Genomic DNA, 11,075 nt, shown 5'->3' with positions numbered 1-11,075 from the left:
GGTCAAGGTGCTCAAGAAGTGCTGTTGTCTCTGTCTCCAGAGCTTTGAAAACCTGTGCGACCGTATCATCATCCGGTAGGACGGCTTTGTTGCTGGACACATCAAATTCGTCCTACCACTTCCTTGTGAAGCCTTCTGCACCACCGCCTTAATATAGTGTGGCAAGCAATCCTTCGCTGTCGCGTTCCACGACCAGCGCCAGAGTCCGCATCCAGTAGCAAACCGCGTTCTGGCGGTGGTTGGGAACCGATTAGCTGAAACTATGACCAGTGACAACAATCACAACGATCGACTCTATCCGCTCGCGACTGCGGCAGACGCTGGGCGCGATAGCTACACCCGCGTTGAGTTCGACGACAAGATCTGCTGCATACTCGACGAGTACGCCCATGAGCGAGCCCCGAACCGCCGCTCTATTGATGATCACTATGTCGGTATTGCTGGCGAATGTGCCGTCGCCACGTGGCTCGGCGTCCCGCTCGATACGCGGATCACCGACGACTACGAAGGCGACCGCGGCTACGATCTCGAGATTCCTCGACAAAACGGCCGAAACGTCCGTGTCGAAGTAAAGACGACGCGACGACAGAAACCCAAGGCTATGGTAAAGCGACCACGGATCGACAACGCGGACTGGTTCGTCCTCTGCCGCGCGAGTCGCGGCGCAGATCGCGTCGAAATCGTCGGCTATACACGGCGATCAGCAGTAAGGGAGCTTGGCGACATGTACGGCTTCGACGGTTATACCCTGGTACCGGAGTACCTCCACGTCACTGGCGGCGGGTACCTCTCTCCTGATGATGCTCGGGACGTCCATCACCGCTATTGACGCCGCGACTTCCAGCACTCCTGAACTCGAGTTACGGACGCGGTAGAACGCAGTCGCTCATCGGCTTGAAGTAGCGGACACCGGCCATCGGCCAGAGCCCGCATCCAGTAGCAGGTGGAGTTGGGCTACCAGGGGTCATATAATCTTGGAATCAGATCTCGAGTTTTCCAGCAAGATTGATCCCCGCGTTCACGTCGGCGTGGACTTCGTACCCACAGCGAGTACACTCGAAATCGACGCCATCACGAAATTCTCGATTCGTTTGTCCGCACTTTCGGCAGGTAACGCTCGTGTCTCGAGGATTAACCGTCTCAATAGGCACGCTCCGCTGATGAGCACTAACGGAGATGGGTCGTGGCCCATCTCATCGGTTTATATGTGGTGTGTTGTCTTGCCACATCCAACACATTCATTATCCGATCTTACCCGGAATCGATAGTAATCTCACAGAATCAATCTCCAATACCCCGCTTCAGTCCTGCGGTTTTTGGCAGAAGAAGACAGTAATTAAGATTGTACTCGTCGGCGGTGGCTTTATTACGCATGAAAGTCTACCGTGGAACTAGCTCGATTACAGCGAACCACCGCCTGCGACTTAGACATCCCGGGCTGGTTCTCTGCTCGATCGAGTGTTCGAGCATGAGCTACGAATACATTAGGGCGTTCACGCCCTACGAACAGCGGCTGGCGAGAGCACCGCGTGTCCAGTGCCCGTGCGTCTGGGATTGGATCGCGAAGATGAAGACGGTCGTGGGACTCCTTGTGTCCCTTATCGTCCTCATCCTTCTCGCACACGAGTTGTTCCTGCTGGTTATCATATAGGGCAGGAGACGCTCGTGGACTGACAGTAAACCATGGTCGGGGGATCCGATCACTTCTCGCGATTCGCGCAGTCTTGCCAGTAGCGGGTGTTACGGCATTATGCGGCGGATATCCAGCATCCACCGCCTGCGACTTAGACAGAGGACGTTATCTCATAGTACGTAATAAACCCATCGGATGAATTCGGCCGATGATTTTGCTGAATGGCTTTTAGAGCCTCTCTAATTTCCAAATACGCTGTTTGAGCGACTGTTAGAAATTAGAAAAGTAAGCAATCAGATAATGATAGTGGGTCAACAACATCTGTGGTGGTGATTGACAAATAGAGGCGATGACGTCGAAACCGACCTGACTGAACAGAACGTCAACAAGTTCTCCTACGATACGATCGTTCCTGAGCTGGGCAACAAGGTCCGCGAGCACGTCAAGCACGTCACCCAAGATGGCCGCCGAGGGCGATGGTGTTGCTCTCTTTGATCCCCTTTATGCGGACCTATGAGAAGACACGGAGAAAGTAGAATCGCCAGCAGGAGGTGACCATATGAAATCTCACGCCACTTTCAGTGCGGTCTGAAAATCGTTAAGTCCGATGGCGTTGTAGCCGTTGATAGCGCCGATCGCGGCCGCTCGAGGCTTGTGATCGAATCGACACACGAAACAGTACAGAGACATCTATGAAACTGTGGTTGCACATTGTCCAATAAGAATGGGACAAAATACCCAGTTTTAAGATGCATGACCGACTACCGAACACTCGCTCGTTGATAGGAACCACCGCCTGCGACTTAGACATCCCGGGCTGGTTCTCTCCTCGAGCAAATAAACAACATGAGCGAAGAATCTACGAGGGTAGTCTACCACCCTCGACAGCCCGTAGCAAGAGCACCGTGTGCAAAATGCCCGTGCGTCTGGGATTGGATCGCGAAGGCGGCAGTGATAGTCGGCACCGTTGAGGCCACTGCCAATCTCGTTGACCACCTGCACGCGCTGGTCTAACATAGCCGAGGTCGCATAGCCGAGGTTGCTCGGCTTCGTGTTGCCGTTTTTCGATGTCGATGTTACAGTTCGAGCACGGCGTTGAGTGTATCGACCTAGAGAGTCGAAATCGGGATGTGACTACGAGTGACGTTCGTTAGACCGGCCACTCGAGCTGTCGAGTGGCGTCAGCAGGGGACTAAAGTCTCGTCAGTTGTCGGTAGGTACCGACGTCCTCAAGACGATCGTCACGTCTCGATCGCCCGACTAATGCTGTCGGAAAGCCTTTCACCTGCGTAGTGTTGTGGTGTATACATGGGCGTTCAGTCCCGCGGAGAGTCGAACGGCGAGACCATCACCGTCACGAAGGAAGGCCGATGGTACGTCGCGAGAGATGAATCCAGCGGGGTCGCAAGCCAGGGCGAGACCAAAGTCGAGGCCCTCGAGAACCTCGCCGAGGCGCTCGAGCTTCACGCTCGCCCGGTCGCGGATACAGACGAGGACCTCGAGCCGTCGACGGCACCCTGGCACTGACAGCACTGGGACCGGTGACATTTTTTTATCACCGCGAGAGCCAATAGGTAGTGACACGCAGGACGTACTCAGGACGGGATATCGTGAAAGCGCTGGGGAGCTGGGGCTTTCGTCGAGTCGGTCAGACCGGTAGCCACGTGAAACTCGAGTACGTTCACCCGGAGACCGGAGAGACACGCCACGTGATCGTGCCAATGCACGACGAGATCGCAACGGGAACACTTCGAAGTATAGCTGAGCAAGCCGGTGCAAACGACTTTCAGGCGTTCCTCGACGAGATCGACAAGATGGTCTAATGCCGGTCGCAATACTACTCGGTGCTCATTCGTCCCGGCCACCGGTGAAACGCCACGTCTTCCCTCGCTTCGGTGGCGCTTCAACGCCGGGGAGTTGTTTGAAGACCTCTCGAGCGCAGCTGTCCCAGAACGTGTACCCGCGATAGTGGCTATCGCTCGCAGAGTAATCGAGCTTCGGATGGTCGCTGTACTCGTCGAACGCGGCGTTTGCGAGTTCCCGAGTGCTGGCCTCGCCTTCTGGTATAGAGTCTCGTCAGTCAACGTCCATCTGTGGCTGAGGCTTGAGTGCAAGTCTCACTATGTCCAGATACTGGTCGTGTCGGCTGCCGCCGCGTGAACGCTTGGCTGTCCGGTCAATGTGTGAAGGTAGGTACTCCGCTACTGGCCCAACGAGTGTCTCGAAGAGTTCCTTGATGATTTCCGCCAGTGAGCATGCACGCAGTCGTGCGTTTTCGCGCCAAACCCTGAACGCCGCTACACTTAAGTATGTATTTTCCTATGCAGAAATGTATGAGTTCATATACACTCATCATGATGGTATTGAGCAGACAATCAGAGGCGGTTTGGCTCCTATTCGGGCTCATACTCGGAGGAATCCTGATTTGAGTCTGGGACACGCAAACCCGCTGATGTATCGAACTCTGAACATGTACCCCTTCTAAGCCCACTCCTGCCCCAGCCGTGTTGGCCTCATTGCCGAGCAGCGGCGCTGTCTTTCTCAGGTGTGGCCGTTCGCTCCGAACTGCTCTGGAGAGTACTTGGGATTAGTGCGCTAATCTCGAGTACCCACGGTCAGGCATCGGTATCGTTCCACGACCACACGCCGGTCGTGTCGGCTTTCTCTAGACGGTCGTCGCGCTCAGCGAGCTGCACCAGACCCTTGTAAACGCAATTCTTCCACCACGAGTTTGCGGTCTCGTACTTCGCTGGGTGATCGGGATAGACGTGCTCGCGGAGATCGTTGGGTTGGGCCGCGCCGTGCTCACGGATGTGGTCCATAGCGGCACGGACGGCCTCGCGCCGGGCTGTGGCTTTCGTGCCGGATCCGGGCACGTCGATCGTCTCGAGCACGTCCTTGAGCGGGTGGCTGGTCGTCTCGTCGACCGATTCGTCAGCCTCGGTCACACCATCGTCGACGTCCTCGCTCACCCGTTCGCGCGGCTCTGGGGGCTGTTCCTGCTCTTGCAACTCGTCGTACGCGTCAGCTTTCTCCAGCAACTTCCAAATGCAGTCCTCGTAGCTTGTCCCGCGCCCTTTTCGATTGTACAACTCGTCGGCCAACTTCTCTGAAACGCGAATCGACGTGTCGTCGCTCATCGCAGGTATCTCTAGCGCCATACCATATGAGTATACATCCCGCAGTATGGTAAGGGTATGGTAACATGCTTGAATAGTAGGACACATTGATGCATGCATACATTATTGATGCTGGCCATACTACTACCAAGTGAAGACAGACCGGGCGCTCGAGGGCGTGGACATCAGTAAAACGCCCGCGGCGTTGCAGCGCCGCGCGCTCGGTCGTCTTCGGGGATCTAGGCCAATGACGACCAACCGAGATTACCACGCCGACGGCCGTAAAGCCGACGAATTGCGCATCGACGCTCGCGACGTGCGAGCAATCGAAGAAGAAATGACCGTGCTGGGATCGCAGATCACCGGCCTCGACGACGGCGAGTTCGAGGTCGTGAGCCAGAGCGGGCGCACCTACCTCGTCGACGTCTACGCCGGGTCGTGTACCTGCCCGGATCACGAGCACAACGACAACACGTGCAAGCACATCCGGCGAGTCGTTCGCGAGACGGGCCGGATGCCGACACAGGCGATCCACCTGGACGCGCTGGACGTGTCGAGCCAGTTCGACGGGGAGCACGTCGACGGAGAGCCGGAGATTGTGCCGCCGCAAGACTCGCTCGAGATCGACGACGCGGCGGGCCGTGCAGTCGCTGACGGCGGCCAGACGCGACCGGCTGACTGCTCGTGTGTCGCGCCAAGCGAGCGAGACGATGACCGCGAACTGCCGTGTTTCCCGTGCTACGAAGCTGGGTTCCAGGCGGTCAATCCGGAGGTACGAGATCGATGACCGTGCCCGGTCGCATCCCGGTGGATGACCGCGACCGCTGCGGGCGGTGCGGAACGGTCATTCGCGATCTCGAAGCCGGGCGAAAAGGACGGTGTCGGGCGTGTCTGCGAGGTGAGCGATGATGCGGACTCGCACCTGCGCCTGCGGCGGTGCGCTCGAGATCGTGGCTGCGTCGAACGAGCACGGCATCGTCGTCGACCACTTGCGCTGCTCGAGGTGCCGCGGTGGTGGGCACCGCCTAGTCGACCGAGCCAGCGACGCGGTCCTGCTCGAGGACGGGCCGGTGTTCGGGGTAGCTCGCCATGACTGACCATGAGCGCTGTCACGAGTGTGGCACCGCGTTGTCGCTGGTCGCCGCTGACAGCGTCGAAACGGCCCGTGAGTCGGTTGGGTTCGGGCAGGGCAACGATCGCATCCGCCGGTTCTGTTCGACGCACTGTCGGGCACTGTGGGCCGATGTGACGGTCGTGCGCCTCGAGACGCGACAGACGACGCTGGCGGCGTTCAACGGGGCGGCTCGAGGCGATGCGGACGCGATCGCGTGGGCGGTGCGCTAGGCACCCGACTCGGCTGCCGCTCGGATCGTTTTATAGAAAACCGACCTCCCTGTAATGTAGGTTTCCAGCGGCTGAGAGGCCCGAGAAACCAGAGCATTGAAGGGGACTCACACACAGACCACGCACAAGAACGCGACACTCACAGACGCGCCGCTCAGCGGCGTGACGACGTTGAAAGGATCGCCCGGCCAGACCTCCCTTGACCAAAGCGAGTCTGGCCGAACAGTTGATCGCCTCGGCACCAAGCGCGAGACAGCGACACCGAACAGGGTGTCTACGTCGCGTTTCGACAGCGCGGCACTTAGACCCCACGGATCCGGAGCGTCATCTCTCGTGTGTCGAGGCACCCGTCGACACACGAATGCACGACACAAACGAAGACGACGGACGCACCGACATCAAGAGCCTCAACAGCGTGGACGTCGACGCCGAGACCGAGCACGACGCTGCCGCCGCCGACACCGACACCGCCGACTCGACCCCTACCCCTCGAGCCGAGGAATCGGGTGCGCAGGACACCACCGACAACATCGACCGCATCGAACGCGATATCCAGCGGGTTCGCGAGCAGGACGAGAATCCGTACGAGACGGTCCAGGTCAAAGGCCGGGTACCGCGCTACGTGCGCGAGGGCATTAACGAGCTGCCGGGTAGCGTGAGCGAGTTTATCGAGACCGCGTATCGCGCCAGCGGTGCGGAGGGCGCGACCCGCCACCAGATGCGCCTCGAGCGGTTGCGTGATGAGCGAGCTGATCTCGAGGCCGAACGCATCGAACGCGAAACGGCAATCGCGGAACATCAGCAGAAGGCCGATCTCTACGATCGGCGCGGCCAAGATCGCAAGGCAGCCGAATCACGAGCGAACGTCGAGCGACACCGCGACCAGCTCAATGCACTGGCCGACGAGATCGACGCGCTGACGGCAGAGATCGAGCAGCTCGAGGCCGTCGCTGACGACCATCAGCACGAGTATCACGATCTCCTTGACACGCTCGAGGAGCAACTTCGCGATGGGGCCAGCGTCTTCCCGGAACACGGGAAGGTCGAGAAAGCCGCTAAAACCGCGGGTGTGCCGCCCGAGGACGTACTTGACGATCTCCGCAACCGCGTGGCTGACGCCGATCACGTGACCGAGGAGCAATTCGAGGCGGGGACGCAGCTGTAAGCACCCACCATCTCGGTGGTGGTACCGGTACCACCACCACCGGTACCGGTACCGGTACCTGTTCTAGGGGTTGTTGTTGTTGTTGTTGTTGTTGTTGTTGTTGTTGTTGTTGTTGTCTAGTCTAGTGTGTAGTGTGTAGTGTGTAGCGGTGGTGAGGACGTGGTTTTGCGGCGAACAGGTCGAAGTCGGTGAGAATCAGAGAATCGACGACGCGCTCGAAGGACACGAACACGCAGAGGAACCTCGCTGAACGCGTTTCTTGTAGATCCTGATCGTCATCCCCGGTGCATTGCGGTAGGTTGAATACATAACCAGCCATGACCAAGTCTATGGGATTGTTCGAGAGTTTGCCAGATAAGCAGCTGAAACGATCACAGATAGACAAGCTCGAGAAGATGGACTCGGTTCAGGGAGTTTTCCCAGTATACGATGACATGGACTCAGACACAGCGCATGGACTCGTGATCTTACTCAACGGTAATCTGCGTGCGTGGGCGTACGACGGTGAGTGGGTCGAGTTGCATCAGAAAGAAATCGAGAATCCTGTCGGTGGGTTACCTTTTGATGAGCAAGATACGCTTGAGGAGTTCCAGAACGAGATCGCCGACAGGATTGGGTCGACTCTCGTCTAAATATGAGTGGAAAGTTAGTCCAAGGGATTCCGAGTCGCGAACTTCTCGAACAGGAAGTAGTGGCTTTAGAAGATCACGAGCAGATCGAACTGACCCAAGTCATCTACACATCAACGAGTTCAGCGTACTCTGGTGAGCGAGTTGAGTGTTTCCTAATCCAGATTTCTGAGACTGCTCATATTCTCCAATATGACGACAGTGATGGCTGGGAAAAGCAAGGAACGTTTGAGGCAGAGTCGCTTGACGAAGAAGATCGATATGATGAGGCGACGGAACTGATTGATATGCCGCCGTCGACAAGAGTCTTCTACTGACTGCCTTCCCAGACAAGTTTTGTACTGTTCTCTGACATAGCCTTTTATCAGTGCGTTCCAGTCGACCTCATCGCGGAGATTCGTTCACGCGAGACAGGCGTGCAACGGTTAGTTCCGGACTGGGTGTGGGAAATAAATAACGCTACCGTGCTGCACTCATGCTCTGTATTCTGCACGCCTCTCTTGTCAGGTAGTGAGGATTTCAACCGAGCCACCTTGTTGGAACTTAGCCTGCCAGCGCGGCGGCGGTCGCGGTGCGGTCGCGGTCGTGGCGCGTGGCACGGCGTGGAAACTCACCCCGTACTGGGGTGGGATAGAAGCGCTGTGGCGGCCGATTAGGGCAGAGCATTTATCCGCGCTGCATTCGAAGCGGTAGCTAAGCGAACCGTGCCGACACACCACACACGCGACTATGCTATCTCTCTATGACTGCTGATAAACGCGATCGCTGCGGAACACGACGGACAGCCGCGATCTCGAACGAGCCGGTGCGGCCAGTGCTGGTGCCGGTGACGATGCGCGACGAGATTGAGCAGCACGTCTACGTGACGGCAGCTAAGCGGGGGCTGCTCGAGTCGTCGACCGACGCGACGGCGGCTGAGCCACGCGATCGACGCCGCCACGATCGGTCAACCCTACGGGGGGATCGCCGATGAGTGCTGACGCGAGCGCGCCCGTGACTGCCTCGAGCGGTGCCGACGAGTACGATGAGTTGCTGGACGATCTCGACGCGGCAATTGCGGAGGCGCGACGCAAGGTGGAATCGGGGCGCGTTCGGGATGCCGAGAACGAGAAAGTGCGGCAGGGCTGGATCCGCGTGTTAGCCTACACGGCGAACGTCAAACGACAGGTACAGAACGACAGCAAGTTGGCCGACCTCGACGAGCGGATTAGTGCGCTCGAGGAGGGTGAGTGATGACACGCCGCCGGAGTCGGCGGACGTTGGGTCGCCGCCTCGAGCAGCTGGAGCAAGAGGAGCACCGAGCGTCGGTGCTGCGGATCTGCACGTGTCCCGTGGGCGACCACAGCCAGGACGCGGCGTGTGAGTTCGAGCATGACGCCGCCGACTGTGAGATCGACGGCTGCGTGTTCTGTTTGGACCTGGTCGACACCGACGCCGACGGCGAGCCGGAGGTGACGCAATGAGCCGCCGGAGTCGGCGGTCGCTCGAGGACGCGATCGAACGCCTCGAGTCGCTGACTGACGCTGACGGCGACGGCGACGACGCGGTCGACGTGACGATTCGACATGTGTCGGCTGAGACGCTGCTGGCTGACGACGTTGACGCGGTCGACGACTGGGAAACGGTGTCGGACGACGAGTCGTGGTGTCGGCTCGAGGTGCGCCAGCCGGTGGGGTGGTTGGATGAGTATCGATGACGACACGGACGCGCTCGCCGACGCGGACCAGCAGCGGCCGCCGACGTGCGTGTACTGCGATCTCGAGATCCCGATGGCGTCGATCTGCGAGGCGCTGCCGGAGACGGTGTCGCTCGAGCGTGACGGTGGCGATCGGTCGGTGGACGTGTGGACCGCGCTCGAGTGTCCGTACTGTGGCGGCCCGCAATCGCTCCAAGTCTCGGTCGCGATCTGCGAGCGCGGGTTATCGCAGCACGTGTACGTGACGACGACGGCGTTCGATGCCCTCGAGCGCGGTGCGTCGCCGGACGTGACAGACGCGGAGGCGGATCGCTGAGATGCGTCCGATGACCGACGCGCGAGTGTCTTCTTTCTCTCTCTGGGCTCGCCGTCGACGACAAGGAATCCGGCAGGAACTGCCCCCGATGAGAGGACTGCCAGTCTTCACAATCAGTCAGTCTCGAGCCACGCTGCGGCCAGGAGAGGGCCAGCAGCGGCTCGAGGCATACGAACTGCGGTTTGCGACTTGCGACGGAAATCATAGCTATGAGCGATATTTCAAATCTTACACAAGCTGATATCGAATTGTTGTACGAATCCCGACGCATGGACGACGCCGTGCTGCTCGAACGCAGAGCCGTGTCAACGGCTCGAGAAGCCCTTGCGTGGGCTGTTGCGGAGGGGCGATCGATCGATCTCGAGAGCGCCCAGCAGCTGCCGTTGGATGTCCTAGCCCGACAAATCGAGACCGATCTTGAGGAGGACGACGGCGCGAACGTGCTATCGACGCTGGCCGACGCGGCGCAGATGCCGGAGACGACGCGTGCCGACGACAGCGCGGCCGACGATGGCGACGACGCGCACGGGCCGACGAACCCGCCACAAGAGGCGCTTGAGGCGCTGTCGTCGGCCCAGCGGATGGAGGACCGGACCCCAAAATTCGCTGAGGAACAACGCGAGCGAGCGGCCGACTTGTGCGGTGTCGACGACTGGCAGGAGATCGAGTTCGACGAGTCCGATCTCGAGGTCGTCTAGACCGCGACCGCGCCGCTGCCGGCTCACTCGCTGGCGTTGAGGATGTAAAAGACCTCGACCACCGCAAAATCTCGGACAGGCTCGTGGACGTGATCGGTGACTTCGAGGACTCCGTCGACGCCGACCTCGAGATCGTTTAAGCCGCGACCGCGTCGATCCGCTCAGTAGCCGATTGCAGATTTCGCACGTCCAACTCGACGGCGAGTTCTGCGCGCTGCACCGGTAAGCTGGCATATTTTGTCTTCAATCAAATCTGGCGTCAACCCGAAAGAAGCCGGTAACATGGTGTCAAGACCCACTTCTGATAGTGGGAGGGGCACTATGCCACATCGAGAACTAGTCACGGCTATCGAACGGTCATCTGCAGGATAAGATTATGTAAAGGAACAGCAGCCTCCCTTCGCTGTCTGCTGGTTTTGCTGACTACTTCTAGTTCGTGTGACTGCTTTCGGTTCGCTGTGGAATGCTTAATATA

The 11,075-nt window shown here is 58.8% G+C and carries 19 protein-coding genes; 17 read left to right on the top strand and 2 right to left on the bottom strand.

Annotation, left to right across the window (positions count from 1 at the left end; all coding sequences use genetic code 11):
* Positions 1-262: 262 nt before the first annotated feature.
* Positions 263-829 carry a hypothetical protein gene (locus tag ACERJA_RS20025; RefSeq protein ID WP_373609966.1) on the top strand — a complete coding sequence of 189 codons (567 nt, stop codon included), beginning with the start codon at positions 263-265 and terminating at the stop codon, positions 827-829.
* 151 nt (positions 830-980) lie between these two features.
* On the opposite strand, the gene ACERJA_RS20020 is transcribed toward ACERJA_RS20025, so the two are convergent.
* A complete protein-coding gene (locus ACERJA_RS20020; protein WP_373609967.1) occupies positions 981-1,178 on the bottom strand; it encodes a zinc ribbon domain-containing protein in 198 nt (65 codons plus the stop codon).
* A 290-nt stretch (positions 1,179-1,468) separates the two neighbouring features.
* Here ACERJA_RS20020 and ACERJA_RS20015 point away from each other — a divergent pair, with 290 nt between their 5' ends.
* The 4 genes from ACERJA_RS20015 (at position 1,469) to ACERJA_RS20000 (ending at position 3,456) form a co-directional block, all read left to right on the top strand.
* A complete protein-coding gene (locus ACERJA_RS20015; RefSeq protein WP_373609965.1) occupies positions 1,469-1,651 on the top strand; it encodes a hypothetical protein in 183 nt (60 codons plus the stop codon).
* A 315-nt stretch (positions 1,652-1,966) separates the two neighbouring features.
* The gene (locus ACERJA_RS20010; RefSeq protein WP_373609964.1) at positions 1,967-2,128 is read left to right on the top strand and encodes a hypothetical protein; all 162 of its coding nucleotides are present in this window, start codon (positions 1,967-1,969) and stop codon (positions 2,126-2,128) included.
* A gap of 813 nt (positions 2,129-2,941) precedes the next feature.
* Positions 2,942-3,160: a type II toxin-antitoxin system HicB family antitoxin gene (locus ACERJA_RS20005; RefSeq protein WP_373609963.1), complete on the top strand. Its 219-nt coding sequence runs from the start codon at positions 2,942-2,944 to the stop codon at positions 3,158-3,160.
* Positions 3,161-3,210: 50 nt separating this feature from the next.
* Positions 3,211-3,456 (top strand): type II toxin-antitoxin system HicA family toxin, encoded by a 246-nt coding sequence (locus ACERJA_RS20000; RefSeq protein WP_373609962.1) that lies wholly within the window; start codon positions 3,211-3,213, stop codon positions 3,454-3,456.
* Between the two features lie 792 nt (positions 3,457-4,248).
* On the opposite strand, the gene ACERJA_RS19995 is transcribed toward ACERJA_RS20000, so the two are convergent.
* Positions 4,249-4,773, bottom strand: a complete 525-nt coding sequence (locus ACERJA_RS19995) for a hypothetical protein (RefSeq protein WP_373609961.1) — start codon at positions 4,771-4,773, stop codon at positions 4,249-4,251.
* 226 nt (positions 4,774-4,999) lie between these two features.
* On the opposite strand from ACERJA_RS19995, the gene ACERJA_RS19990 reads away from it, so the two are divergent.
* From ACERJA_RS19990 to ACERJA_RS19935, 12 genes are all read left to right on the top strand, one after another.
* A complete protein-coding gene (locus tag ACERJA_RS19990; RefSeq protein WP_373609960.1) occupies positions 5,000-5,539 on the top strand; it encodes an SWIM zinc finger family protein in 540 nt (179 codons plus the stop codon).
* A 118-nt stretch (positions 5,540-5,657) separates the two neighbouring features.
* Positions 5,658-5,849 (top strand): hypothetical protein, encoded by a 192-nt coding sequence (locus tag ACERJA_RS19985; RefSeq protein ID WP_373609959.1) that lies wholly within the window; start codon positions 5,658-5,660, stop codon positions 5,847-5,849.
* Entirely contained in the window at positions 5,842-6,096 is a 255-nt protein-coding gene (locus ACERJA_RS19980; protein ID WP_373609958.1) for a hypothetical protein, read from the top strand. Before ACERJA_RS19985 ends, ACERJA_RS19980 begins: the two co-directional genes overlap by 8 nt.
* Before the next feature lie 361 nt (positions 6,097-6,457).
* Positions 6,458-7,261, top strand: a complete 804-nt coding sequence (locus ACERJA_RS19975; protein WP_373609957.1) for a hypothetical protein — start codon at positions 6,458-6,460, stop codon at positions 7,259-7,261.
* A 329-nt stretch (positions 7,262-7,590) separates the two neighbouring features.
* Complete coding sequence (locus tag ACERJA_RS19970) at positions 7,591-7,893, top strand: hypothetical protein (protein WP_373609956.1); 303 nt, start codon at positions 7,591-7,593, stop codon at positions 7,891-7,893.
* A 2-nt stretch (positions 7,894-7,895) separates the two neighbouring features.
* Positions 7,896-8,207 (top strand): hypothetical protein, encoded by a 312-nt coding sequence (locus tag ACERJA_RS19965; protein WP_373609955.1) that lies wholly within the window; start codon positions 7,896-7,898, stop codon positions 8,205-8,207.
* A gap of 425 nt (positions 8,208-8,632) precedes the next feature.
* On the top strand, positions 8,633-8,863 hold the full coding sequence (locus tag ACERJA_RS19960) for a hypothetical protein (RefSeq protein WP_373609954.1): 231 nt from the start codon (positions 8,633-8,635) through the stop codon (positions 8,861-8,863).
* Positions 8,860-9,123 carry a hypothetical protein gene (locus tag ACERJA_RS19955; protein WP_373609953.1) on the top strand — a complete coding sequence of 88 codons (264 nt, stop codon included), beginning with the start codon at positions 8,860-8,862 and terminating at the stop codon, positions 9,121-9,123. Before ACERJA_RS19960 ends, ACERJA_RS19955 begins: the two co-directional genes overlap by 4 nt.
* Positions 9,123-9,353, top strand: a complete 231-nt coding sequence (locus ACERJA_RS19950; protein WP_373609952.1) for a hypothetical protein — start codon at positions 9,123-9,125, stop codon at positions 9,351-9,353. The genes ACERJA_RS19955 and ACERJA_RS19950 overlap by 1 nt, the downstream gene beginning before the upstream one ends.
* A complete protein-coding gene (locus tag ACERJA_RS19945; protein WP_373609951.1) occupies positions 9,350-9,586 on the top strand; it encodes a hypothetical protein in 237 nt (78 codons plus the stop codon). Before ACERJA_RS19950 ends, ACERJA_RS19945 begins: the two co-directional genes overlap by 4 nt.
* On the top strand, positions 9,573-9,902 hold the full coding sequence (locus tag ACERJA_RS19940; RefSeq protein WP_373609950.1) for a hypothetical protein: 330 nt from the start codon (positions 9,573-9,575) through the stop codon (positions 9,900-9,902). The genes ACERJA_RS19945 and ACERJA_RS19940 overlap by 14 nt, the downstream gene beginning before the upstream one ends.
* Positions 9,903-10,111: 209 nt before the next feature.
* Entirely contained in the window at positions 10,112-10,600 is a 489-nt protein-coding gene (locus tag ACERJA_RS19935) for a hypothetical protein (protein ID WP_373609949.1), read from the top strand.
* Positions 10,601-11,075: the final 475 nt, after the last annotated feature.

Origin of the sequence: Natronorubrum sp. A-ect3 (assembly GCF_041821125.1) — an archaeon.
In the GTDB taxonomy this organism is placed as follows: Archaea; Halobacteriota; Halobacteria; order Halobacteriales; family Natrialbaceae; genus Natronorubrum; species Natronorubrum bangense.
Note: the sequence above shows the minus strand (reverse complement) of the source record. Positions and strands in the feature narration are given on the sequence as shown.

Coding starts and splice junctions, on each gene's coding strand:
- ACERJA_RS19985 (WP_373609959.1), top strand. CDS start 5,658: ATGATGCGGACTCGCACCTGCGCCTGCGGCGGTGCGCTCGAGATCGTG.
- ACERJA_RS19990 (WP_373609960.1), top strand. CDS start 5,000: ATGACGACCAACCGAGATTACCACGCCGACGGCCGTAAAGCCGACGAA.
- ACERJA_RS19935 (WP_373609949.1), top strand. CDS start 10,112: ATGAGCGATATTTCAAATCTTACACAAGCTGATATCGAATTGTTGTAC.
- ACERJA_RS19995 (WP_373609961.1), bottom strand. CDS start 4,773: ATGAGCGACGACACGTCGATTCGCGTTTCAGAGAAGTTGGCCGACGAG.
- ACERJA_RS19965 (WP_373609955.1), top strand. CDS start 7,896: ATGAGTGGAAAGTTAGTCCAAGGGATTCCGAGTCGCGAACTTCTCGAA.
- ACERJA_RS19970 (WP_373609956.1), top strand. CDS start 7,591: ATGGGATTGTTCGAGAGTTTGCCAGATAAGCAGCTGAAACGATCACAG.
- ACERJA_RS19940 (WP_373609950.1), top strand. CDS start 9,573: ATGAGTATCGATGACGACACGGACGCGCTCGCCGACGCGGACCAGCAG.
- ACERJA_RS20005 (WP_373609963.1), top strand. CDS start 2,942: ATGGGCGTTCAGTCCCGCGGAGAGTCGAACGGCGAGACCATCACCGTC.
- ACERJA_RS19945 (WP_373609951.1), top strand. CDS start 9,350: ATGAGCCGCCGGAGTCGGCGGTCGCTCGAGGACGCGATCGAACGCCTC.
- ACERJA_RS19975 (WP_373609957.1), top strand. CDS start 6,458: ATGCACGACACAAACGAAGACGACGGACGCACCGACATCAAGAGCCTC.
- ACERJA_RS19960 (WP_373609954.1), top strand. CDS start 8,633: ATGACTGCTGATAAACGCGATCGCTGCGGAACACGACGGACAGCCGCG.
- ACERJA_RS19980 (WP_373609958.1), top strand. CDS start 5,842: ATGACTGACCATGAGCGCTGTCACGAGTGTGGCACCGCGTTGTCGCTG.
- ACERJA_RS20015 (WP_373609965.1), top strand. CDS start 1,469: ATGAGCTACGAATACATTAGGGCGTTCACGCCCTACGAACAGCGGCTG.
- ACERJA_RS19955 (WP_373609953.1), top strand. CDS start 8,860: ATGAGTGCTGACGCGAGCGCGCCCGTGACTGCCTCGAGCGGTGCCGAC.
- ACERJA_RS19950 (WP_373609952.1), top strand. CDS start 9,123: ATGACACGCCGCCGGAGTCGGCGGACGTTGGGTCGCCGCCTCGAGCAG.
- ACERJA_RS20025 (WP_373609966.1), top strand. CDS start 263: ATGACCAGTGACAACAATCACAACGATCGACTCTATCCGCTCGCGACT.